Origin of the sequence: Acinetobacter sp. YH12045, from assembly GCF_013419925.1 — a bacterium.
In the GTDB taxonomy this organism is placed as follows: domain Bacteria; phylum Pseudomonadota; class Gammaproteobacteria; order Pseudomonadales; family Moraxellaceae; genus Acinetobacter; species Acinetobacter amyesii.
This window is the reverse complement of record NZ_VOZE01000006.1, coordinates 192,164-212,915: the sequence shown is the minus strand read 5'-3', so window position 1 is coordinate 212,915 and position 20,752 is coordinate 192,164. Positions and strand designations below refer to the sequence as shown.

The following is a 20,752-nucleotide window of genomic DNA, read 5'->3' as shown; positions in this document are numbered from 1 at the left end:
TAAAATTCTTAAGATGTCGCTAATGATATCTCTAACACAATCAAAGGGCAATTTGATTATCTCGATGCTCAAGCTGAGCTTAACCTAATTCTTTTTTTTACACTTCACTTAAAGTGCCAATTTTGCTTTATTTTTAGCAAACAGCGCAGGACCGATTCCCTTAACCTGTTGAATATCATCAATCGTTTTAAATAAGCCATTACTTTTGCGATATTGCACAATGGCTTCTGCTTTTTTCTGACCAATTCCATGTAATGTTTGCAGTTCATCGACTGAGGCTGTATTTAAACGTACCTGATCTGTTCGACTATTTTGTTGGGTGGTGGGTCGTGACAAATAATAGTTAGCATTGCTGGATGCAGTTGTCACATTAGACTTAGGAGCCTCAGATTGCTTTTTTAATTGTTAATCTTGAGCTTGTTGCATGGCTTTCCATTCCGCGTAGCCCGAAGGGCTTTGAGCATAAGTCAAATTTGCCATTAAACTCAAAACCAAGACAAGTAGTTGTGTAAAGTATTTATTCTTTAGGGTGTGGTACATATTTAGCCTGTTGTTTTAATTGTTGTTTTGCCTGTTCCCACAACTGATCCATTTCAGTCAGGGACAAGTCTTCTACATGTTTTTGTTGTAATGTGGCCTGTGCTTCAATATAAGCAAAACGGCTTCTAAATTTATGAATGGTACTTAAAAGTGCCATCTCACTTGAGATGCCAATCTTACGTCCAACATTCACTAGAGAAAATAAGCAATCACCGAATTCATCAAATATTTCGTCGGATTTTTTGCCTGCTAAGGCCTCTTTTAACTCCCCTAGCTCTTCCTCAAGCTTGCCATAAGCCTCTTCAATATCTGGAAAATCAAAGCCAATTTTCGCCACATTTTTTTGGATTTCATCTGCTTGGCTTAATGCAGGACCATGTTTAACTTCATCTAATCTAGATACTGATTTCCCTGCTTTTTCTTGTTGTTTAATCTGTTTCCATAGTGTTGCCACATCATCCGCATTGAGTGCTGAGAATTGCTCTGCCTGAAACACATGGGGATGACGGCGAATTAATTTATCTGTAATGGCTTGCACCACATCTTGAAAATCAAATGCGCCTTGTTCGCTATACATCTGCGACTGAAAAACCACTTGCAGCAACAAATCCCCCAGTTCATCTCGTACATCATCACTCTGACCTGAACGAACTGCCGCTTCAACTTCATAGGCTTCTTCGATGGCATAACGAGTCAAACTTTCTGGGGTTTGCTTTTGATCCCATGGACATTTTTCACGTAATTCTTTCATCACTGCTAATAATTGTTCCATGTGAACTCCAGCTATTTACTCATCAGTACATTGTTTCGATTACAGAATTTGATATGCTCAAAATTCACTCAGGGAATGAGCAACTCAATTCAGGGAAGCATAACATGCAAAGTATTTTTATTAGCGGTGCAGGACAAGGGATTGGCGCAGCAATTGCACGACTGTTCATACAACAAGGCTATAAAGTTGGGCTTTACGACATCAACCAATCTCAAGTCACCTCATTAGCTGCTGAACTCGGTAGCCATGCCAAAGCTGGGCTTTTAGATGTGACACAACCAGAGCAATGGCAAAGCGCTTTAGCTGAATTTGTTGCTTGGGCAGGTCAGCTGAATATCTTAGTCAATAATGCCGGAATTCTGTATTCAGGCAGCTTTGAACATACGGAATTGTCTGCACACCACCGTACGATTGATATCAATGTCAAAGGGGTGATAAACGGTTGCTATGCGGCATTCCCCTATTTAAAACAAAGCAATTTTGCTCGTGTGATTAACCTCTCTTCAGCTTCAGCAATTTATGGACAAGCTGATTTAGCCAGCTATGCCACATCTAAATTTGCTGTACGTGGGTTCACTGAAAGCTTGGATATTGAATGGCAAAAATACAATATTCGCGTTTTAGATGTGATGCCTTTATTTGTTCAAACCGCGATGGTGCAAGACATGGATGCCCAAAGCATTAAGAAAATGGGCGTCAATCTTCAACCGAGCGATGTCGCTCAGCAAATTTATGCCTTGGTACAAAAACGGGATTCGGTCTTAATGGCCACACATACACCTGTGGGGATGAAAGCTAAATTTTTATTTAATTTATCGAAGTTTAGCCCGCAATTTGTCAACCGCTTAAGTAATATTTGGATTGCACAAAAACCCAAATAGCAACGTGTTACTAATCATTTAATTTTGCAATCATATTTGTACGCAAATTACACAAAGTTACACAATTGTCACATTTTAACAGGACAAAATTCCTTTTTTTGAATAATATTCACCCGCCCATTACTTTCGGGCGTTTATTTTCTAACAATAAAAGTGAATTATTTCATGAAAAAATTACTTGTTCTTGCAACTGTTACTTCTATTTCAATTTCTGCTTTTGCTACAACTCAATTCGCATCTTCAGAATTAAAAGCGATGGATTGTGCAACTCTTGCTGTTGAAAAAGCGAATGCTAAGCGCTCTTTAGAAGCTGCTGACAAAAACATTGCAAACATCCAAGCATCTGCTCAAGCGCCAGGCAAATCATTGAGCAAATTTGCTGGTTTAGCGGGTGGCGCTCTTGCTGCTTTCGGTGGTAACTCTGAAAAAGCTGCTCGTGCAGGCAACATTGCAAACAGCTTGGCTGGTGAGCAAGATACTTCTGATGCAGGCAACCTTGAACTTCAACAAGCGAACAAATCTGCTGCTCAAGCAAACATCGACAACATTGGTATCTACCAAGGTTCTAAAAAATGCAAAATCTAATCTAAAGCCAGTTTAGATTGATTTAAAAAAGCCATGTTCAGCCAGAACAGGGCTTTTTTCATGGTGATTTCTATTTCATACCGATTTATAAGACATTCAACTCAATTTTCGGCAAATGAAAGCCTCGGCAAGATTGTTCACTTTCCCATGCCACCGTCAACATCACATGCGGCAGTTGAATATTCTGATAAGCAAAAGTGCCAATTGCGGGATGACTACACATCCCACCATTCTGCTCAGGATGACACTGTGTATTCAGTTCATTCAGGTTCACTCGAATCCCTAAACCTGACGCTTTAAGTACCGCCTCTTTGGTGGTCCAAACTTTAAACCAATAATCAGGATTATGCTCACAGCTCTCCCAATGAAGCAATTCTTCGGGATGAAAACTGTGTTGAGCCATCGCATCAAAACGCACTTTTCGATTTAAATCCTCAATATCAACACCAATATTGACGATTTTTTCACTGCTGGCCAAAACATAATGCTGCTGGCTATGACTATGATTAAAATGAAAGTGTGGAAAATCAGGAAGAAAAGGCTTACCAAATGCAGACTTTGAAAAATCTGAATTTTCAACTGACCTATTTAGCCGCTGCCCAAGTAATTGATTGCGATATTGGTAAATGGCTTGTTTACGCACAGCAATTACCTCTTGACGACTCAAGCCATGCGGCTCCACAAAGAAGTCAGTAATTGCACTATATTCAAGCTGAATTTTCGCCATAAGTTATTGATCCAATATCTTTTACACTACGTCCATGACGCTATATTTTATGCGACTCTCCGACACAAAATACACCACAATACAGATGAGCGCATCGGTCCTTTGACTCGTCGAGATTTTAAAACTCAGTTTAAAAATATTTTAACCCACTTAAGAAATACTTAATATTATAAATATATTCAAATACTTAAGTATAATAAATATTTTAAATACATCTTCAATTAGATAAAATACTCTAGATTCTTATAACTTTAATTTAAAACTCGGGGTAAATCAGATGCTAAGAAAAATCACGTTAATCAGTTCACTTTGTGTCCTACCATGTTTCGCTCAAGCAGGCTTATTGGATGCAGCTGTTGCAGTAATGGGTGCCAAAAATGGCGCGATTATGGACCAAGCTGAAGCTCGTATGAATCAAAGCCGTCAAGAAGCTGCCAATGCCGTGGCTCAAGCAGACCGTGGCTATGCCTCAAATTTCAATCAAGCTAACCAAACCAACAATAGTGTTTATAGCACCAGTTATTTAAAAACCTTAGATTGCACTGATCTGAGCGTTGAACGTAAAACTTTCGAACGTACATTGGAAGCATCGCAACTGGCATTAAGCCAAGCGTCTGCACAGCAAAATAATCAAGTTTCAAAATGGGCGGGTCTTGCTGGCAACGCGCTATCCGCATTTTCAGGTCAATCTGAAACAGCGGCGCGTATGGGACAATTTGCTACGGCTTTTTCTGGCAATAAAAATACACAACAGGATAGCAGCAGCGCACAGCAAGCCATGGAAATTGCTCAAGCTAATCTGGATAATATTGATATTTACCGCCAAGCTAAAAAGTGTAAAAACTAATTTCTACATCTTTTTAGATAAATAAAGTGAAATAAAAAAGCCTGCATATCTGCAGGCTTTTTTTTCTTATCCAAACTTAGCGTTTGAATTTCTTTTCCGCTTTTTTGAACTTCTGAACATAACGACGTTTACGTGCAGCCGTACGCTCATCGATTTGCGACTTACGACCTTCAAATGGGTTATCAGAGGTTTTAAATTCAATTTTGACTGGCGTACCTTCAAGTTTATAAACTTTACGGAACACGTTTTCTAGGTAACGACGATAGTCATTTGGCGTTTTATCGACTTTGTTACCATGAATCACAATCGTCGGTGGATTTTGTCCGCCAATATGCGCATAACGCATTTTGATACGACGACCTTGAACCATTGGTGGTTGGTGCGCATCAGTTGCATCATTCAAGATCTGAGTGATTTTCGCAGGTGATACTTTCAAATGCGAAGAATCATAAGCACGGTGGATCGATGGATAAAGATCACCAACACCTGTACCGTGAAGTGCAGAAATTAAGTGAATTTTTGCCCATGGAATAAAGTCAAAACGACGTTCAACATCTAATTTACACTGTTTACGGTCATAGTCAGACATGTTGTCCCATTTGTTGATGGCAATCACCATCGCACGGCCTGCTTCAAGCGCATAACCGATCAAATGCAAGTCTTGCTCAACGATCCCTTCACGTGCATCCACAACAATAACGACAACATGCGCATCTTTCATCGCTTGTAAAGTTTTCACAATCGAGAATTTCTCGATCATTTCGTCCACTTTACCTTTACGACGTACACCCGCAGTATCGATTAACGTATATTTACGACCGTCACGTTCAAATGGAATATAAATTGAGTCACGTGTAGTACCCGGCTGGTCAAATGCAACCACACGGTCTTCACCCAACAAACGGTTCACTAAAGTCGATTTACCCACGTTTGGACGACCAATAATCGCTAAACGTAAGCCTGTGTCTTTATCGTGTTGTTCTTCACTTTCATCTTCAGGCACTTCAGCTAACACTTCTTCAAGCATTTGCTGAACACCACGACCATGGCTGGCAGCCACTTGAAGTGGTTCACCCATACCCAATTTAAAGAATTCAACTAAAGCTGCTTCGGCATGTACACCATCAACTTTGTTGGCAACAAGATAAACTTTTTTACCTAGCGTACGTAAGTCACGTGCAATTTGCTCATCAGATGCCAATAAGCCTGCGCGCGCATCGACCACGAAGACAATAATATCTGCTTCATTAATGGCAGTTTTTGACTGTTCTGCCATGTACGAGTCGATACCGCCCTCAGTTTCGCCAATACCCCCAGTATCAACGACGATGAAGGATTTATTTTGATAAGTCGCGTCACCATACTTACGGTCACGAGTCAGACCGGCAAAGTCAGCAACGAGAGCATCACGGCTCTTGGTTATCTGGTTAAACAACGTTGATTTTCCGACGTTCGGACGACCAATGAGCGCAATTACGGGTTTCATAGATTAACCTTTATTCCAGATCAGCCAGTTTGGTCTGGTCTGAACATCAGAAAGCTTAGGAAGAATGGAAATAGGATAAATGCCTAAAATAAATAAAAACACGGGGCATTGATGATTCAATCCCCCGCGTTAAAAATACGGTTTGGCTTATTTTAACATAAGCCGCAGAAAAATTAACGGTTCTGCCAAATGCTTAATGCACCCTTACGTGTCGACACATATAATTGGTTGTCAATTACACGTAGTGAACGCACTTCACCACTGGTTTTAGAACGACCAACCAACTCACCTGTCGCTGGGTTGATTAAGTGAAGTACACCATCCAGATCACCAACCACAAGGTCTTGACCTAACATCACTGGGTTACTCAAATTACGATTAAGCAATTGGTCATTTTCCCACAATGTTTGACCAGTGGTAATTTCGTAAGCCACAATTTTACCATCAGTTTGTGTTACAAAGACACCATTGCCTGCAACTTCAGGACGCTGAATACTGCTCGCATCATTACTCCAGATCACTTGTTGTGATGCAAGATCAAGTGCTGTCACTTGGCCTTGGTAACTGGTGGTAATTAAAAATTGACCTGCTACAGTCGGTTCACCGTCAATATCAATGAGACGTTGTACATCTGAACGACCGTCTGACACTGCAACACGACGCTGCATTTTCGGAATACCGCTCAATGCATCAATCACATAGATATAGGCATTTGAAGAAGCGATGAGAACATGACGCGCATCGAGTGATACCGGTGCTGCCATACCACGTAAACTAAACTGCACATTTGGCAAGTTATAGGTCCAAGTTTGTTGGCCCGTTGCCACATCGTTTGCGTATACCGTACCATCATTGGTAACTGAAATAACGCGACCTGCTTGAATCAATGACGGTGAAAGTAACGCGCCGGTTAATTGCGCAGTCCACTTTTGTTCACCTGTTGCCTGATCTAATGCAAATAATTGACCTTTTGCATTACCAACAACCACAATTCCGTCAGCTGCTTCTACACCTGCAGTCAAACCTTGTTTAGAGATTTTCTTCTGCCATAAACGCTCTTTGCCTTTGTAGGCTTGAACTTCACCATTAGGATTTACGCTAAAAACAACGCCATTATCTGCATCCATACGTAAACGCAGTGGATCTGCTTCTTCAGTTGAAGCCACACTGTTTGAAAATACAGGTGCTAAAGTTTTTGCCTGTTCCAATTTTGGTAAAGGATTTGGTTTTACTTTTTCTACTTTTCCTTTATTTGCACAACCAGCCAAAGCAAGTGTTAAAACTGTCAGCGCACAGGTAATTTTGTATTTTCTATTCATTCAGTTGCTTCCACTTGTGTATCTATAATCGGACGTTCAATTTCAGGATCATCAACTAAAACGCCTACACTTTCGAGTTTAATTTGTAAAATTTGACGTTCTTCTTGTCGCTCAACCAAAGCATCCCATGCACTTTGATAAACTTTCTTTGCATTTTCGATATCATTTTTTGCAACATAGACATCGCCACGGGCTTCATCTGCAGTCGCTTGAAAAGCAGGTTCTTTAACCGCTTCTAAAGTTTTTAATGCTTCATCAAATTTCTTTTGTGCCAATTGTGCATACGCTAAACGTAATTTCACCAATTGAACTAAGCCCGCATCGTCAACTTTTGAATTTTCAACTTTTTTCAAAGCTTTTTCAGCGTTGGCATAATCCGCTTTATCATACGCCAATTTTGCCATAAGCAACTGAGTTTGAATGGCTTGTGGCGAATCTGGTGCTTCTTTTACAATTTTATCTGCAGTCGCAGAAAGTTGTGTAAAAGCGTCACCCGTCGCCGACTGAGCATCATCCATTAACTGCTGGACTTTGGCTGTTTGCATTTGTGATTCAGCCAAAGTTTTCTTCTGCCAGTATTCCCATCCGAAAAAGGCAATCAACGCAATTAAAATGCCGCTAACAATGGCAGAGCCATATTTTTTAGCAAACGATTTTAAATTATCAAGTTGTTCTTCTTCACTCAATGCGCTCATGAAATTACCTTTTTCCTTATGTTATAGGGATTATTTTGAAGAAATTTTTTCGATAATGAAGGCAACAAAGTCTGCCACATTCACTTCGTGTTGTTCTGCAATGGCTAGCTCTTTTACCAGCACTTGCCCAGCTGCTTGCTCACGTTCACCGTAAATCACAGCAAATAAAGCGCCCGATTGGTCGGCTTTTTTCATTTGCGATTTCATTGAACCTTGTGAACCAACTTTTAAGCGAATGTTGCTACCCGCCGCTTCAAGTTGATCACGAATTTGTTCAGCAAGTACCAATGCTTTACCTTGAGTTGCAGGATCTGAAACCAAGAATAGCTCACAGTCACGCACTGGGGTATTGTCTTCCACTTGTTCAAGTAGAAGAAGCAAACGCTCCATACCCATTGCAAAACCAACAGCAGGCACCGACTGGTCTGCTTTACCTTTAAGCTGACCGACTAAACCGTCATAACGACCACCAGCACATACCGTTCCTTGAGAACCTAAGTGTGTAGTTGTCCATTCAAAGACCGTTTTGTTGTAGTAATCGAGACCACGAACCAATTTTTGATTGATCACAAAGCCAATACCTGCGTCAGTCAAATACTGCTGCAATTGAGCAAAGTGAGCCAACGTTTCTTCACCCATAAAGTCGTGAAGTTTTGGCGCATTTTCCAAAATGCTTTGTGTTTTTGCATCTTTAGAATCCAAAATACGCAGTGGATTCGTAGTTAGACGACGCTGTGAATCTTCATCTAAGTCATTTTTATGTGACTCTAAAAATTCAACCAATGCCGCACGATAGGCAGCACGTTCATCAGACTCACCTAAAGTATTAAGTTCTAATCGAACTTTATCTGCAACGCCCATGCGTTTCCACAAACGCGCAGTCATTAAAATCAATTCTGCATCTTGATCTGGTGTTGCAACACCAAAGGTTTCTACGCCAAATTGATGGAACTGACGGTAGCGACCTTTTTGTGGTTTTTCATAGCGGAACATTGGGCCGACATACCATACACGCGGTGTAGCACCACGAAGTAAATTATGTTCAAGCATTGCACGCACACACCCTGCTGTTCCTTCTGGACGCAAAGTCAAAGACTCAGGCGGATTACCTTTGTCTAAGAATGTGTACATTTCTTTTTCAACGATATCCGTTGCATCACCAATAGAACGTTTGAACAGATGAGTCTGCTCCACAATCGGCAAGCGAATTTGCTGATAACCATAAGCATCCATCAGGCTAGATAGATGCTGTTCTAGACGTCTCCATGCAGGACTTTGCGTAGGGAGAATGTCATTAAAACCTTTGATTGCGACGATTGAACTCATGATCTACTCAGAAAAACTTGTGCGAATAATCTCTTTAGCTTTAGCGTCTTCAAGATCGCTAACACGTTGACGAACCATCGCTTCGATTTCGTCAACCAACTGATTTGTGTCAATTAAATGGCTCTTTTCGCCATTACGATACACCAGTGAACGCGGACTTGCACCTACTACACCAATATCGGCTTCTTTGGCTTCACCCGGACCATTTACTTTACAACCAATCACCGATACATCCATTGGGGTACGAATATCTTCTAAACGCTCTTCCAATGTTTGCATGACTTTGATGACATTGAACTCTTGGCGTGAACAACTTGGGCATGCAATAAAGTTAATGCCGTTTGAACGTAAGCCCAATGATTTTAAAATATCAAAGCCAATTTTGATTTCTTCTTCAGGCTCTGCTGCCAATGAAATACGCATGGTGTCACCAATGCCTTCCATCAACAAACCGCCTAAAGCGATAGCAGATTTGACTGAACCCGTGCGGTAGACACCTGCTTCAGTCACACCTAAGTGTAATGGGTTATCAATTTGTGCAGAAAGTAATCGGTAAGCATCCATAGTCAGGAATACATTCGATGCTTTGACTGACACTTTAAATTCATGGAAATTTAAACGGTCTAAAATATCAATATGGCGCATTGCAGATTCAAGCAAGGCCTGACCTGTAGGCTCACCATATTTCTTTTGAATATCTTTTTCCAGTGAGCCTGCATTGACACCAATACGCATAGAGATGTCATTATGTTGTGCAGCAGCTACCACTTCACGGATTTTGGCTTCAGAACCAATATTACCCGGGTTAATACGCAAACAATCTGCACCAAGGTCTGCAACACGTAAAGCAATTTTATAATCAAAGTGAATATCGGCAACCAGTGGCACTTGCACACGTTTACGAATTTCACCAAAAGCTTCAGCAGCTTCCATACTCGGTACAGAAACACGCATGATGTCCGCACCGACATCTACACAGCGCTGAATCTGTGCCACGGTCGCTTCGACATCACAGGTTTCAGTATTGGTCATACTTTGGATGCTGATCGGCGCATCACCACCGACATACACCGAACCTACTTTAATTTTACGCGTTGGACGGCGCTTAATTGGATTTTCAATCATTGTTCAGTCTGCTCTGTTGTCCCTTAACGTGATAAACGGAAATCTGCTTTGCCGTTTACGGTATATGGTGACAATGAAATATTTTCATTATTTAAGCTTAATGACACTGCTGTTGCATCATCCAAACGAATTTGGAATGGTGTTTCACCGTTTAAGTTGAGCGTCGATGCTTGACGACCAGTCGCCAACACCTTACCCGTCGAATCAACAATATGTACTGAAGTCGGGCTACTAAAGGTCAATGTCAATTGATCACCGCTGACTGTTGCATTCCCGCCATTCATGTCGAGGACTTGAACTTCTGAAGCGACTTCACTGGTCACAGCGTCTTCATTATCGCTGCCCGAGGTCATGCCCTGAATCGCTGCCACGATCGCACCAATGACCACCAACACCGCCAATGCAATCAGACCACGTTTGATCCATTTACGATTACGGTCACGGTTAGAACCGGGTAATTTACCCATAATTTTAATCGGTGAATTGTTTAACGCGTGATTTGGCAACAATCCCGTATCGTTGGCATAAATATCATCAAAACGTTGAATGATATTGGTGGCATCAACTTTTAAATATTTGGCATAAGTGCGGTAGTAACCTTTAATAAAGGTCGCTTCAGGCAATGACTTATAATCATCTTGCTCAAGTGCAGTCAGTGTTTTTAATGGAATATTGAGTTCTGATGCGACAGCTTCAAGTTCCAGTTTTTGCGTAATACGTACTTGACGTAAATACTCACCTGGGCGTTGTACATTTCCTAATGCATTTGGAGCTACGCTCGAACCATTCGATTGCGGTGAATTAGGATTTACTTCCATACGGCCTCAGTACTGTACTGTAATTGCAAATAGCGTTGGTATTCAGGACTTTCTGGGAACAAAGCACGTAACTGATTGACCAGTACTTGCATACCCAAATTGTCGCCATTGGCACGCGCTGTTCGAATGCCAATCCAGAGTGCACGCGCACCCTGATTTTTTTGTCCTACTGCACGTACAAATTGTTCATACATTTGTGTGGCAGCAGGGAACTGCTGATTCAAATAAAAGATTTCAGACAACTCTAACATTGAAACATAGGAATCACGATTAGCCTGCAAAGCTTGTTTGAATGATTTTTCAGCATTCGCCACATCACCCACTTTCAGGTAAATTCGACCTAAATTTTCCAATGCTTTGAAACGTTGATCATAACCTAAAGTTGAACCTGCGATGCTGAACTGTTCAATCGCATCATTATAGCGCTCAACTTGGTATAAATACGTACCGTAGTTGTTACGTGCTTGAGAATTTTTTGAGTCTGCTGAAATTGCACGCTTAAAATAACTATCTGCTTTTTCTAAGTTGGCTGGACTGCCTTCTCGTTGTAGTAAGACACCCATCATCATATTGGCTTGGGAATCGCGAGAATCCACCTCTAAAGCCTGATCTAATGCACGTTTAGCAGAGTCCAAATCCCCTGCTTTCAGGTGTTCAACAGCCAATTGCGTTCTGATTTTTACGGCTTTCTCTGGGTCTTTTTTCCCAATCTCAGGCGTTTGACATGCTGTTAATGCCAAAACCGATGCACATAAAGCTGAAACGAAAGTGAACTTATACGTTAACTTTTTCAATTGGCTGCCTCTTTATTATCCTTGTGAGCGCAGTATCTCATTTTGCTGCGCAACTTTCTTTTTCCATTGCTCCGCACGACGAGTACGGTCAGCAACTTGCCCCACGAGTTGTCCACACGCAGCGTCGATATCATCACCACGTGTCTGACGAATCGTACACACAAAACCGGCATCAGACAAAGTTTTTTGGAAAGAAATAATACGGTTACGGCTTGAACGACCGTATGGCGCATGCGGGAACGGGTTAAACGGAATTAAATTAATTTTGCTTGGTAGGTTTTTCAACAGCTTTAACATTTGCTGTGCATGTTCAGGATGGTCATTTACACCATCTAACATCACGTATTCGATGGTCACGTGTTTACGTGAACTTTCATTACCATCTTTGGCGATATAACGCTGACACGCTGCAATCAACTGTTCCAACGGATATTTTTTATTGATCGGAACAAGTTCGTTACGTAGTTCATCATTTGGCGCATGGAGTGAAATTGCCAAGGCTACATCAATGTCTTGTGCCAATTGGTCAATTTTAGGTACCACACCGGAGGTTGATAAAGTCACACGGCGCTTCGACATGCCATACGCAAAGTCATCCAGCATGATACGCATTGAATTCAATACGGCATCATAGTTCAACAGTGGCTCCCCCATACCCATCATCACCACGTTGGTCACTGAACGCTCACGATCAGCAACTGGCACATCTTCCATATAAGAGAAGTTCGCCACCCAAAGCTGTCCAATAATTTCAGCTTGACTCAAGTCACGTTGGAAGCCTTGTTTACCAGTTGAACAGAATGAACAGTCCAGAGCACAGCCCACTTGTGATGAAATACACAAGGTCTTACGTGCGCCGGTTTTATCTTCTGCAGGAATGAGCACAGTTTCAACCAATGAACCTGCACCTTCACCTACACGGAACACCCATTTACGAGTACCGTCTTTTGAGTAATTTTTATGCACCACTTCAGGCGCTTTAATTTCACAAATCTTTTCTAGTTTTTCACGCAATTTGCCTGAAATATTGGTCATTTCAGCAAAATCAGTCACGAAGAACTGATGAATCCATTTCATCACCTGCCCAGCACGAAATTTCTTCTCCCCCATATCTTCGAAGAATTTTTCCATTTGTGGACGTGACATGCCCAGTAAATTCACTTTCTCCACAGTGTTTTGCTGCGTCGGAGCGGATGGAGATTGTTGCTGTGCATCAGAAACAGCTGATGTAGCGACTACTTCAGTACTCATGTGTAATTACCTAAACCATGTCTAAAGATCAAAGGAGATGCTCAGTATTTGAGCGAAGAATTATTCAGAGAATAAAAAAACCAGACAAGCAGTATACCACTTATCTGGTTTGAATACTTCGAATTAACGAGTACGTGGAGCGATCTCAGTTTGAGCGAAGAAGTAGTTAACTTCACGATCAGCAGATGCTACAGAGTCAGAACCGTGAGCAGCGTTTTCGTCGATGCTTACAGCGAAGTCTGCACGGATAGTACCAGGAGCAGCTTCTTTAGGGTTAGTTGCGCCAAGGATTTCACGGTGAGCAAGAACTGCGTTTTCGCCCTCAAGAACTGAAACTACAACTGGACCAGAAGTCATGAATGCAACTAGGTCACCAAAGAAACCACGTTCTTTGTGCTCAGCGTAGAAGCCTTCAGCTTCAGCTTGAGTCAAGTGTTTCATTTTAGTTGCAACGATTTGAAGACCAGCTTTTTCGAAACGAGCAAAGATGTCGCCGATGTGGTTTTTAGCAACTGCGTCTGGTTTAACGATAGATAAAGTACGTTCAATAGCCATGAGAGGCTCCTTAAGTCAATTTGACGTGAAAAATTTGCCGCATTATACCGAATAATGCGCTATTTTCTGCTTTTGCTATACAAAAAAATTGCTTTTTTCGATGTAGGGATTAACTTGCCTCATCAATCCAGGCCATCTGAATTCCCTCAAGCAGACCTTCAGTCGACTTTTCTGGGTCATCAGTGAAATTTGGCAATGCACATACCCATGCATGTAGGTCAGTAAAGCGAATCCATTGCGGATCAACATCAGGGTGAGCTTCATACAGCTCAATTGCGATATCAATGGTATCTGTCCAGCGTAAACCCATGGGTCTTCCTAACATCGTCTATAGAATGATGGCTTACTTTAACAAATTTCAGCAATTCGACGTGATAAACCCTTTTAATTTTTTTTATTACCAGATTTTGCAATTGAGATGTCCACATCAAACTATAAAACCAAACCGAAAAGAGGTGCACAGAGAATCATTGCGGCACCCACTGCAGCGCCTATTGCAGCACCGACGGCAACATCACTCGGGTAATGCAAACCTAAGATCATGCGAGATAATGCCACTAATAAGCTGAAGGGCAACATCAGGACCAACAGCATGGGTTGAATATAGCCCAGCACTGTTGTTGCCATGACCGCATGTAGAGTATGCCCCGATGGAAAACTAAAATGATCTAGAGGGCGTTCACCTAAGCGAATCACTTGATGCACTTGGTACGGTCTTGGGCGCACAGTTTTCTTTTTGAGGAGTTTATAGATCGAGGTGCCGACGGAACCACCCAGTAATACATAGACGATTTGTACACTGTAAGACATGCCCTGCACGATCCAAACCGTCGCCAACATGACATACCAAAACATACCATCACCAAGTCGACTCACCATTTTAAATATGTCAGCAACAACTTGTTGATGTGAAAAATGATTGAGATAAATACAGCCTTTTAAATCGAGATGCAGCATTCTTGTTTTTGCATTTTTAAAATTCATCGCTAATCTCCTATCTACAGTCAAAGCCTGACTGTGTTGGGGTTGAGCTAGATTTGTGTTGTTATTTTTACAAGTTGAGATCTGTACTTGACTCAGCTTAAGTTATCTTTTTGACAGTGCAATGATGCTTTGATGACAGTTCAATGAATATTGGTTATGAGGATGCTCAACCAGTATATAACCAATAGCGCTAGCTCCATTGGCTCATCATGGCTTGATCCACCACGCGATATAGCGCTTGCTCAAATTGCTGTACAGGATATTGCCATCCGATTTTAGCTGCGTCGTTTGCCGCCTCGATGCCCATGGTTTTTAATTTAGCACGTTGCGGCAATTGTTGCATAAGACGAATAAATTCATCGGTTCGGGATAAATGACATAACCAGCCCGTTAGCTGATTTCTCACGTGCAGTTGGGCACATGCAGCATTATATGCAATCACAGGCAATCCGCTGGCCATCGCCTCCAAAACCACATTACCAAAGGTCTCAACCTGACTTGCGAAAACAAAAACATCCGCACTAGCATAGGCTTCCGATAAAGCCTGACCACTTAAACTTCCCATAAAAATAACACCTAGGGATTTTGCCAGTTGCATTAATCGTTCACGATCAGGCCCATCACCCACAATGACCAATTTCGTTCGTGCATCCATGGCCAACATCGAACGATAGGCTGAAATTAAAACATCTACCTCTTTTTCAGGAGATAGCCGACCGACATACAGCATCACGCGGGTATGTTCATCTGCTCGCCACTGTTGTCTCAGATCTGCTCGATAATGTGAGGGAGAAAATCGACTATGGTCCACACCTCGCCCCACCACCACCAATGGACAACTAAAACCTAATCGATGCAAGGCATCCGCAGTATCTTGGCTCGGGACACAGGTGAGTTGAGTATTATTATGAAACCATCGTAAATAATGTTGTACAGGCTTCATTAAAAACGCTAAATCAAAGAATCGACTAAAATCATGAAAGGCCGAATGAAAACCACTGGACACAGGAATCTGTAAAGAACGCGCCAGTTGAAGCATAGCAAATCCCAAAGGCCCTTCAGTGACTATATGCACAATGTCGACTTGGGCTTTTTTTAGAGCTTTACTGAGTTTGATCAGTTGCGGCCAGCCAAATTGTAAACCTGAATATTTAGGAATCGACTGCGCTCGAACCAAACATTCCTGATCAGGTCGAAAATCCTGACAACTTTTGGACTGTTCAGGACGTATTAAAAAAATTGAGTTGCCTTGTTGCTGCAAGCCCTTACACAGTTGTAATAAAGAATGTGCAACACCATTAATTTCTGGCGCCCACGTATCTGTAACAATGGCGATTTTTAGACCTGGACGGATTAAAGTTGAGACCGTTTGCACATCCATTCGTGATTGCATATGCTTAAAGTGGAACTGAAAGCGTGCAGGTTCATCCTGCATACGCCCTAAATTGATAGCCGATTCTGTCATGATCTTACATGCTTCTTATAAATGTATATCCACAGTTTAAGCAGCAGTTTTTTGCATTTTGATGATTATTTGATGACAGTTTGTTGAAAAAAAATTATCTTATTTCATCTACAAAATCATGATTTATCCGTAATTTTTAATCAGTTTTAAAATCGTCTGACCCGCATTAGAAGTGATTTGCATATCTGCGCTCATCCGTACTAAACACCCACTCATACTACGAAGCCCCACACTTAAACCAGCTTGATTAACCAGATCCACATCCCCCCCACGCCATTGTCTTCAACTTCCATTATCAACGCCGAGTTTTCATAATAAATTCGGATCTGCACCACGGTCGCATGACTATGCTTCACAATATTGGTTAATGCTTCTTCAGCTACACGCTGTAAGCTTAGACATTCCAATGGGGTAACATCCACTTCCCATTTTGCAGGAACTGACCATTTAGCGTGTACATCGAGCTCATCAAATAACTGATTAAAACGGTGTCTAAAGGGTGCCATCCATAACAAAGGGGTTTCAGGCAGTTTAGTGCCTAAACTAGGACCACTATCAATGATCTGTCGTAAATCATCTCTTAAAATTTTCAACATCGATAAAAATTGTGGATTAGTCAGATCTTTGGCGCTCTGCTCAGCCTATGCCATTAATCGCAATGATCGAGCTGAGCCATCATGTAGGTCATGTGCTATTTGAATACGCTCTTGCAAGCGAGTATTTTCCATTTCCAACTGATAATGATTGTGTAAAATGTGTATTTACTCTCATTTGTTTGTGTGACCAGTGTGGCCAAAGTGCCATTAAATTTTTCAATTCGTCTTACACTTTTAGTCAAGCGTAGTGCAAAAATAATCGCCACACCCAAAGTAGTTTTCGGGGAAGCATATGCTGAAATCAAATTTTCTTCATTTCTGACTTTATACGCATAACAGAAAATTAAGCTCCTTAGATTGAAGCCCAAGATTCACCTAAATATCTATCCTCAAGCTTCAATCTAGCGGTATGAACGAAATCAGCACTCTGCATATAATCATCTTGGCCTTGAAATAAATTTTGTCGCTAAGCAACTCAAAACACCATATTTACAAAGACTGTATCGCGGTAGATTCCTGCAGGTGTCGTTGCATTCACTCGCTCCACCAAACGCACTGCAATCACATAGTTATTTTTGCCAGCGCCTTGCTCGGTAGAAACATTCCACAAATTTTCCATCGCACCTGAAACAGTCATCCGTGTTTTGAGCTTAATCGGGCCATTCGTCACAAAACTACTGCCCGAAGTATCCTGCAAATTTCGGCTATTAAAGCGTATGCGGTATTTACCTGAACAATCGACACTAAATGAACTCGCCGCTTGACTATTATAGTAATTTGCCAAGCGCATATTGGTTTCACTGATTCGTCCCATTTCACAACGACTCGGTGCTGCAAATGTCATTGAACTAAATAACGCTGCTGAGATGAATAAAATACTTTTCATTGGAAATACTCCTTTATTTACACTGCAATGTAATTAATTCAGGAGTTTGGTTTTCTACCTTTTTCGGCACTGTTAATGCTGTTTGGCAAGATCGACCACCACTGGTCCTCACCGTCAACTTGTAGTAGCCTTCAACCAAACCATATAACATTACCGTGCCATCTGAACCCACTGGATAAACATCAGCTTCTGGGGTATCAATTGCAACTTCACTTCCTGCCACAAATTGATGACCTTGTTCATCCAATATTTTGACCAATATTTGTTGTGTATCAAATACTGAAAAATTAATGTTATAACCACGCTGTCTTAATGCGACTAAACGATGTGCAGCATTTGGAACTTTACTTTCGATCGGCAATTGGTTTTCATCAAATGAAATATCGTAATTAATATAAGGAACGATATCGTGTACAAAGGCATAGCCTTTTTTATTGGTTTTCGCGACTGGAGACATTGATCGCATGACATCAATATCTTCACGACCACCAACATTCACTAAAGCAAAGGCATTATCTACAAAACTGGTCAATGCGTATTGACCACCCAACCACACCATAGCACCACGGTAGCCAACCTGGGTTGTTGAATCATTTTCACTATAGAGATGACTTAGGGTTAAATCACCTACATCAGTGGACAAACCACCATAGGCATTTAATACTGTTTCATCATTACGATAATCCACACCTAGCGCATAATTTGCACCATATTCACCAAATGCATTTTGGATGAAACGTACACCGCCGGATTTATTGGTACCTGCATCAGCCTGAATACGCTTACCACCACCAAAATTATAAGAAAATGTAATAAAGGCACCTGAGTCATCGCTATCACCAAATTCTTTAAAATAATTGGCGGTATACATTAAATTCTGTGTGATTTCGCGACTCACACCCACTGTGAGCATTTTGCGATCCTCTAATTCAAATAAAGGATCATTAGATTCATACTGGGTTTGTTCGATATAGTTCAGGTTTAAATTTTGAAAGAATGGAAAATTAGCAAAACTTAAATACGCCATATTTTCAAATTTTGGAAAAATATGATTATCTTCATAGCCCAGCGCCCGATAATCATTTGTAGCGTAGCGTGAACTCACACCAAAATTGAGTTTCCCGAAATTACGACTGATAGCCAAACCTGCAGAATAACCATCGTCGTCATCGGTTTTACTGCCTAAAAAAATACTGTCTAAAACAAACCATCGATTGACCGCTTGCGTCCATAGCAGTCCTGCATTTTTTACTTTGTCACTATAGGTTGCACTTGCACCCAACGTGGTACGACTGGTGACACCTCTACGCCAATAGGCTGAACTAAAAAAATCGCGATAATCACTATTTTCTTCGTCATAACTGAAGCGTAGTTTCCCTAATGATATGTTGTAATCATTTAAATCTTCTTTAAGCAATTTACTACTAATTAATACCGGGAAGCTTCTAACAGTAGTATTCCCCAATACATCTTGTACAACCATTTGCGCTGTACCGGCACTTTCAATATTGGCACCTGTTTGTAAGTTATAATCTCCAGGTGAAATCTTTTTCTGATAAATATTTACGCCATCAATATATAAATCAACAGTCGAAGGTAAAACCGCACTGCCTTTTAGACTTGGAATATTCCAATACACAAAATCTGGGCGTGACATATAGTCTGTACCAAAACTCAAACCACCAAATCGCACACCATGAATTAATGCACTATATGCAGAGGTCGTATCACCAATAATCAGTTTGGTCGCACTTTTAGAAAAATCAAACTCAAGACTACTATTTAACCTGACGAATTTTTCTTCACGATAATCATCCCCTTTATTATTTCGATAAAAGGCATTATTTCTTAAAATCCAATTGTCTTTAAACACGCCCAGTTCAGGTAGCACACCAAAATTATTATGTTGAGTATTATTTTCAAAATGCATTTCATAATTAAGAAATGCACCAAAATTTGCAGGCATCGGCTGGCTGATTAAGGTATCAGTTTCTAGCCCAAAGAAATATTTTGATGGAAGATTAATTTTGACAGCTTGCAATTGAGGATCAAATCCAGACTGAATATCTTGATCCGTTACCAAACAAAATGAATTTTTAGTTGCATGTCGTTTCAGAATTTCTACTTTGATTTGCAGCTTATCAAGATCTGCGCACTCTATATAAAACTTGTTATTTTCAGTCAGTAATAATACTTCGCTCTTGCGGTCTACTTCGTTTACCCAAATACTGGTTGGAAATAAATCATCAGGCATATCAACGGCTTCTGCATGAGCAGAATTAGCACATAAAATACAATATAGAAGCAATGTCATTCTGTTCATAGCCACTACTCAACTAAATTAAACTCCAAAGGAGTGTCACCTTTATCTGTTTCCACAACGACTTTATAATTACTAGCGCCTTGTAAAGAAACATTCCCGATGTCGTATTGGTTTTTACCTAATGCCAATAAATATTTCATATCGGAAGATTCAGCGACTGTTTTTTTGCTTTTATCGATGACATAAAGTTTTTGGATTTGAATGTGTGATTTTGCTAAATTTTCAACCTGAATAATGGTACGACCATTCATTTTTTTGGCAATAAATTTTAAATAAGCTGGTTCTTGTTTGCCGACAAAAAATGGCACATTAATACTTAATAACAGTGCAATTTTCGATTCAGAGTTCGTCACTTGAGGTAGCTCAGTATAAATAATACGCCATGCTTCTTCTTGTTGTAGATTCATACTCTCTACAGATTGAGTAAAACCCACACGAACCATTTGTTTTGAGTTTGGTTTTAGAATGAAATTTTTCGGATTGATAATAATATTGGATTCAGGTGAAAGAATATCTTCACCTGCAGCATTTTGAGTCCATTTAAATGCTTGAGCTTCAAAAATACGTGGTGTCTCATCATCCCCTTTCGATTCCAAAGTAAATGTCGCACTGCGTTGTTTAGATTTATCGGTTAAATATAACTGCACAGGGCTAATTGAAATACCTGCAAATATTTGAGCACTCAATAAGCAAGTCATTAAACTTAATGAAACGACTTTGAATAAACTTTTCATATACTCACCCCAGTACATTTAAATATTATTATCAATTCAAAAT

At 40.7% G+C, this 20,752-nt stretch carries 21 protein-coding genes and 1 pseudogene; 3 read left to right on the top strand and 19 right to left on the bottom strand.

Annotated features, from left to right (window positions below):
* Window positions 1-108 precede the first annotated feature (108 nt).
* Window positions 109-540: pseudogene (locus tag FTU02_RS16520) on the bottom strand (ComEA family DNA-binding protein).
* A complete protein-coding gene (mazG, locus tag FTU02_RS10555) occupies window positions 518-1,312 on the bottom strand; it encodes a nucleoside triphosphate pyrophosphohydrolase (protein ID WP_180157026.1) in 795 nt (264 codons plus the stop codon). Before mazG ends, FTU02_RS16520 begins: the two are co-directional and overlap by 23 nt.
* Window positions 1,313-1,416: 104 nt before the next feature.
* Here mazG and FTU02_RS10550 point away from each other — a divergent pair, with 104 nt between their 5' ends.
* Both FTU02_RS10550 and FTU02_RS10545 read left to right on the top strand, forming a co-directional pair.
* Entirely contained in the window at window positions 1,417-2,193 is a 777-nt protein-coding gene (locus FTU02_RS10550; protein ID WP_180157023.1) for an SDR family oxidoreductase, read from the top strand.
* Window positions 2,194-2,358: 165 nt separating this feature from the next.
* Window positions 2,359-2,778: a hypothetical protein gene (locus FTU02_RS10545; RefSeq protein ID WP_078192655.1), complete on the top strand. Its 420-nt coding sequence runs from the start codon at window positions 2,359-2,361 to the stop codon at window positions 2,776-2,778.
* 85 nt (window positions 2,779-2,863) lie between these two features.
* Here the strand turns inward: FTU02_RS10545 and FTU02_RS10540 are convergent, their stop codons facing one another.
* The gene (locus tag FTU02_RS10540; protein ID WP_111884740.1) at window positions 2,864-3,505 is read right to left on the bottom strand and encodes a 4'-phosphopantetheinyl transferase superfamily protein; all 642 of its coding nucleotides are present in this window, start codon (window positions 3,503-3,505) and stop codon (window positions 2,864-2,866) included.
* Window positions 3,506-3,782: 277 nt separating this feature from the next.
* Between FTU02_RS10540 and FTU02_RS10535 the strand changes: the two genes are divergently transcribed.
* Window positions 3,783-4,352: a hypothetical protein gene (locus FTU02_RS10535; RefSeq protein ID WP_111884741.1), complete on the top strand. Its 570-nt coding sequence runs from the start codon at window positions 3,783-3,785 to the stop codon at window positions 4,350-4,352.
* Between the two features lie 76 nt (window positions 4,353-4,428).
* On the opposite strand, the gene der is transcribed toward FTU02_RS10535, so the two are convergent.
* The 16 genes from der to FTU02_RS10455 all read right to left on the bottom strand — a co-directional run bounded on the left by der (window position 4,429) and on the right by FTU02_RS10455 (window position 20,709).
* Window positions 4,429-5,838, bottom strand: coding sequence for a ribosome biogenesis GTPase Der (der, locus tag FTU02_RS10530; protein ID WP_078192658.1), 1,410 nt, complete (start codon window positions 5,836-5,838; stop codon window positions 4,429-4,431).
* 173 nt (window positions 5,839-6,011) lie between these two features.
* Window positions 6,012-7,157 carry an outer membrane protein assembly factor BamB gene (bamB, locus tag FTU02_RS10525; protein WP_078189607.1) on the bottom strand — a complete coding sequence of 382 codons (1,146 nt, stop codon included), beginning with the start codon at window positions 7,155-7,157 and terminating at the stop codon, window positions 6,012-6,014.
* Window positions 7,154-7,852: a tetratricopeptide repeat protein gene (locus tag FTU02_RS10520; RefSeq protein WP_078189608.1), complete on the bottom strand. Its 699-nt coding sequence runs from the start codon at window positions 7,850-7,852 to the stop codon at window positions 7,154-7,156. Before FTU02_RS10520 ends, bamB begins: the two co-directional genes overlap by 4 nt.
* 30 nt (window positions 7,853-7,882) lie before the next feature.
* Window positions 7,883-9,178, bottom strand: a complete 1,296-nt coding sequence (hisS, locus tag FTU02_RS10515) for a histidine--tRNA ligase (protein WP_180157021.1) — start codon at window positions 9,176-9,178, stop codon at window positions 7,883-7,885.
* Between the two features lie 3 nt (window positions 9,179-9,181).
* A complete protein-coding gene (gene ispG / locus FTU02_RS10510) occupies window positions 9,182-10,303 on the bottom strand; it encodes a flavodoxin-dependent (E)-4-hydroxy-3-methylbut-2-enyl-diphosphate synthase (protein ID WP_180011668.1) in 1,122 nt (373 codons plus the stop codon).
* A gap of 23 nt (window positions 10,304-10,326) precedes the next feature.
* On the bottom strand, window positions 10,327-11,121 hold the full coding sequence (locus FTU02_RS10505; protein WP_180124989.1) for a RodZ domain-containing protein: 795 nt from the start codon (window positions 11,119-11,121) through the stop codon (window positions 10,327-10,329).
* Window positions 11,112-11,915: a type IV pilus biogenesis/stability protein PilW gene (gene pilW / locus FTU02_RS10500; protein WP_078189612.1), complete on the bottom strand. Its 804-nt coding sequence runs from the start codon at window positions 11,913-11,915 to the stop codon at window positions 11,112-11,114. The genes FTU02_RS10505 and pilW overlap by 10 nt, the downstream gene beginning before the upstream one ends.
* A gap of 15 nt (window positions 11,916-11,930) precedes the next feature.
* The gene (rlmN, locus tag FTU02_RS10495) at window positions 11,931-13,166 is read right to left on the bottom strand and encodes a 23S rRNA (adenine(2503)-C(2))-methyltransferase RlmN (protein WP_180117161.1); all 1,236 of its coding nucleotides are present in this window, start codon (window positions 13,164-13,166) and stop codon (window positions 11,931-11,933) included.
* A gap of 123 nt (window positions 13,167-13,289) precedes the next feature.
* The gene (gene ndk / locus FTU02_RS10490) at window positions 13,290-13,721 is read right to left on the bottom strand and encodes a nucleoside-diphosphate kinase (protein ID WP_078189614.1); all 432 of its coding nucleotides are present in this window, start codon (window positions 13,719-13,721) and stop codon (window positions 13,290-13,292) included.
* Between the two features lie 109 nt (window positions 13,722-13,830).
* Window positions 13,831-14,031 (bottom strand): Fe-S cluster assembly protein IscX, encoded by a 201-nt coding sequence (gene iscX / locus FTU02_RS10485; protein WP_078189615.1) that lies wholly within the window; start codon window positions 14,029-14,031, stop codon window positions 13,831-13,833.
* 122 nt (window positions 14,032-14,153) lie between these two features.
* Window positions 14,154-14,705 (bottom strand): phosphatase PAP2 family protein, encoded by a 552-nt coding sequence (locus tag FTU02_RS10480; RefSeq protein ID WP_180132660.1) that lies wholly within the window; start codon window positions 14,703-14,705, stop codon window positions 14,154-14,156.
* A gap of 190 nt (window positions 14,706-14,895) precedes the next feature.
* Window positions 14,896-16,173 carry a glycosyltransferase family 4 protein gene (locus FTU02_RS10475; protein ID WP_373684237.1) on the bottom strand — a complete coding sequence of 426 codons (1,278 nt, stop codon included), beginning with the start codon at window positions 16,171-16,173 and terminating at the stop codon, window positions 14,896-14,898.
* 230 nt (window positions 16,174-16,403) lie between these two features.
* Window positions 16,404-16,766, bottom strand: coding sequence for an ATP-binding protein (locus FTU02_RS10470; protein WP_180157017.1), 363 nt, complete (start codon window positions 16,764-16,766; stop codon window positions 16,404-16,406).
* A 475-nt stretch (window positions 16,767-17,241) separates the two neighbouring features.
* Entirely contained in the window at window positions 17,242-17,652 is a 411-nt protein-coding gene (locus FTU02_RS10465) for a hypothetical protein (protein WP_078192667.1), read from the bottom strand.
* 13 nt (window positions 17,653-17,665) lie between these two features.
* Entirely contained in the window at window positions 17,666-19,975 is a 2,310-nt protein-coding gene (locus FTU02_RS10460; protein ID WP_180157015.1) for a fimbria/pilus outer membrane usher protein, read from the bottom strand.
* A gap of 5 nt (window positions 19,976-19,980) precedes the next feature.
* Entirely contained in the window at window positions 19,981-20,709 is a 729-nt protein-coding gene (locus FTU02_RS10455) for a molecular chaperone (protein ID WP_180121586.1), read from the bottom strand.
* Window positions 20,710-20,752: the final 43 nt, after the last annotated feature.

Bases quoted from the DNA above. Each gene is read 5' to 3' on its own strand.
- mazG (WP_180157026.1), bottom strand. From the start codon at position 1,312: ATGGAACAATTATTAGCAGTGATGAAAGAATTACGTGAAAAATGTCCA.
- FTU02_RS10550 (WP_180157023.1), top strand. From the start codon at position 1,417: ATGCAAAGTATTTTTATTAGCGGTGCAGGACAAGGGATTGGCGCAGCA.
- FTU02_RS10545 (WP_078192655.1), top strand. From the start codon at position 2,359: ATGAAAAAATTACTTGTTCTTGCAACTGTTACTTCTATTTCAATTTCT.
- FTU02_RS10540 (WP_111884740.1), bottom strand. From the start codon at position 3,505: ATGGCGAAAATTCAGCTTGAATATAGTGCAATTACTGACTTCTTTGTG.
- FTU02_RS10535 (WP_111884741.1), top strand. From the start codon at position 3,783: ATGCTAAGAAAAATCACGTTAATCAGTTCACTTTGTGTCCTACCATGT.
- der (WP_078192658.1), bottom strand. From the start codon at position 5,838: ATGAAACCCGTAATTGCGCTCATTGGTCGTCCGAACGTCGGAAAATCA.
- bamB (WP_078189607.1), bottom strand. From the start codon at position 7,157: ATGAATAGAAAATACAAAATTACCTGTGCGCTGACAGTTTTAACACTT.
- FTU02_RS10520 (WP_078189608.1), bottom strand. From the start codon at position 7,852: ATGAGCGCATTGAGTGAAGAAGAACAACTTGATAATTTAAAATCGTTT.
- hisS (WP_180157021.1), bottom strand. From the start codon at position 9,178: ATGAGTTCAATCGTCGCAATCAAAGGTTTTAATGACATTCTCCCTACG.
- ispG (WP_180011668.1), bottom strand. From the start codon at position 10,303: ATGATTGAAAATCCAATTAAGCGCCGTCCAACGCGTAAAATTAAAGTA.
- FTU02_RS10505 (WP_180124989.1), bottom strand. From the start codon at position 11,121: ATGGAAGTAAATCCTAATTCACCGCAATCGAATGGTTCGAGCGTAGCT.
- rlmN (WP_180117161.1), bottom strand. From the start codon at position 13,166: ATGAGTACTGAAGTAGTCGCTACATCAGCTGTTTCTGATGCACAGCAA.
- ndk (WP_078189614.1), bottom strand. From the start codon at position 13,721: ATGGCTATTGAACGTACTTTATCTATCGTTAAACCAGACGCAGTTGCT.
- iscX (WP_078189615.1), bottom strand. From the start codon at position 14,031: ATGGGTTTACGCTGGACAGATACCATTGATATCGCAATTGAGCTGTAT.
- FTU02_RS10480 (WP_180132660.1), bottom strand. From the start codon at position 14,705: ATGAATTTTAAAAATGCAAAAACAAGAATGCTGCATCTCGATTTAAAA.
- FTU02_RS10470 (WP_180157017.1), bottom strand. From the start codon at position 16,766: ATGTTGAAAATTTTAAGAGATGATTTACGACAGATCATTGATAGTGGT.
- FTU02_RS10465 (WP_078192667.1), bottom strand. From the start codon at position 17,652: ATGAAAAGTATTTTATTCATCTCAGCAGCGTTATTTAGTTCAATGACA.
- FTU02_RS10460 (WP_180157015.1), bottom strand. From the start codon at position 19,975: ATGAACAGAATGACATTGCTTCTATATTGTATTTTATGTGCTAATTCT.
- FTU02_RS10455 (WP_180121586.1), bottom strand. From the start codon at position 20,709: ATGAAAAGTTTATTCAAAGTCGTTTCATTAAGTTTAATGACTTGCTTA.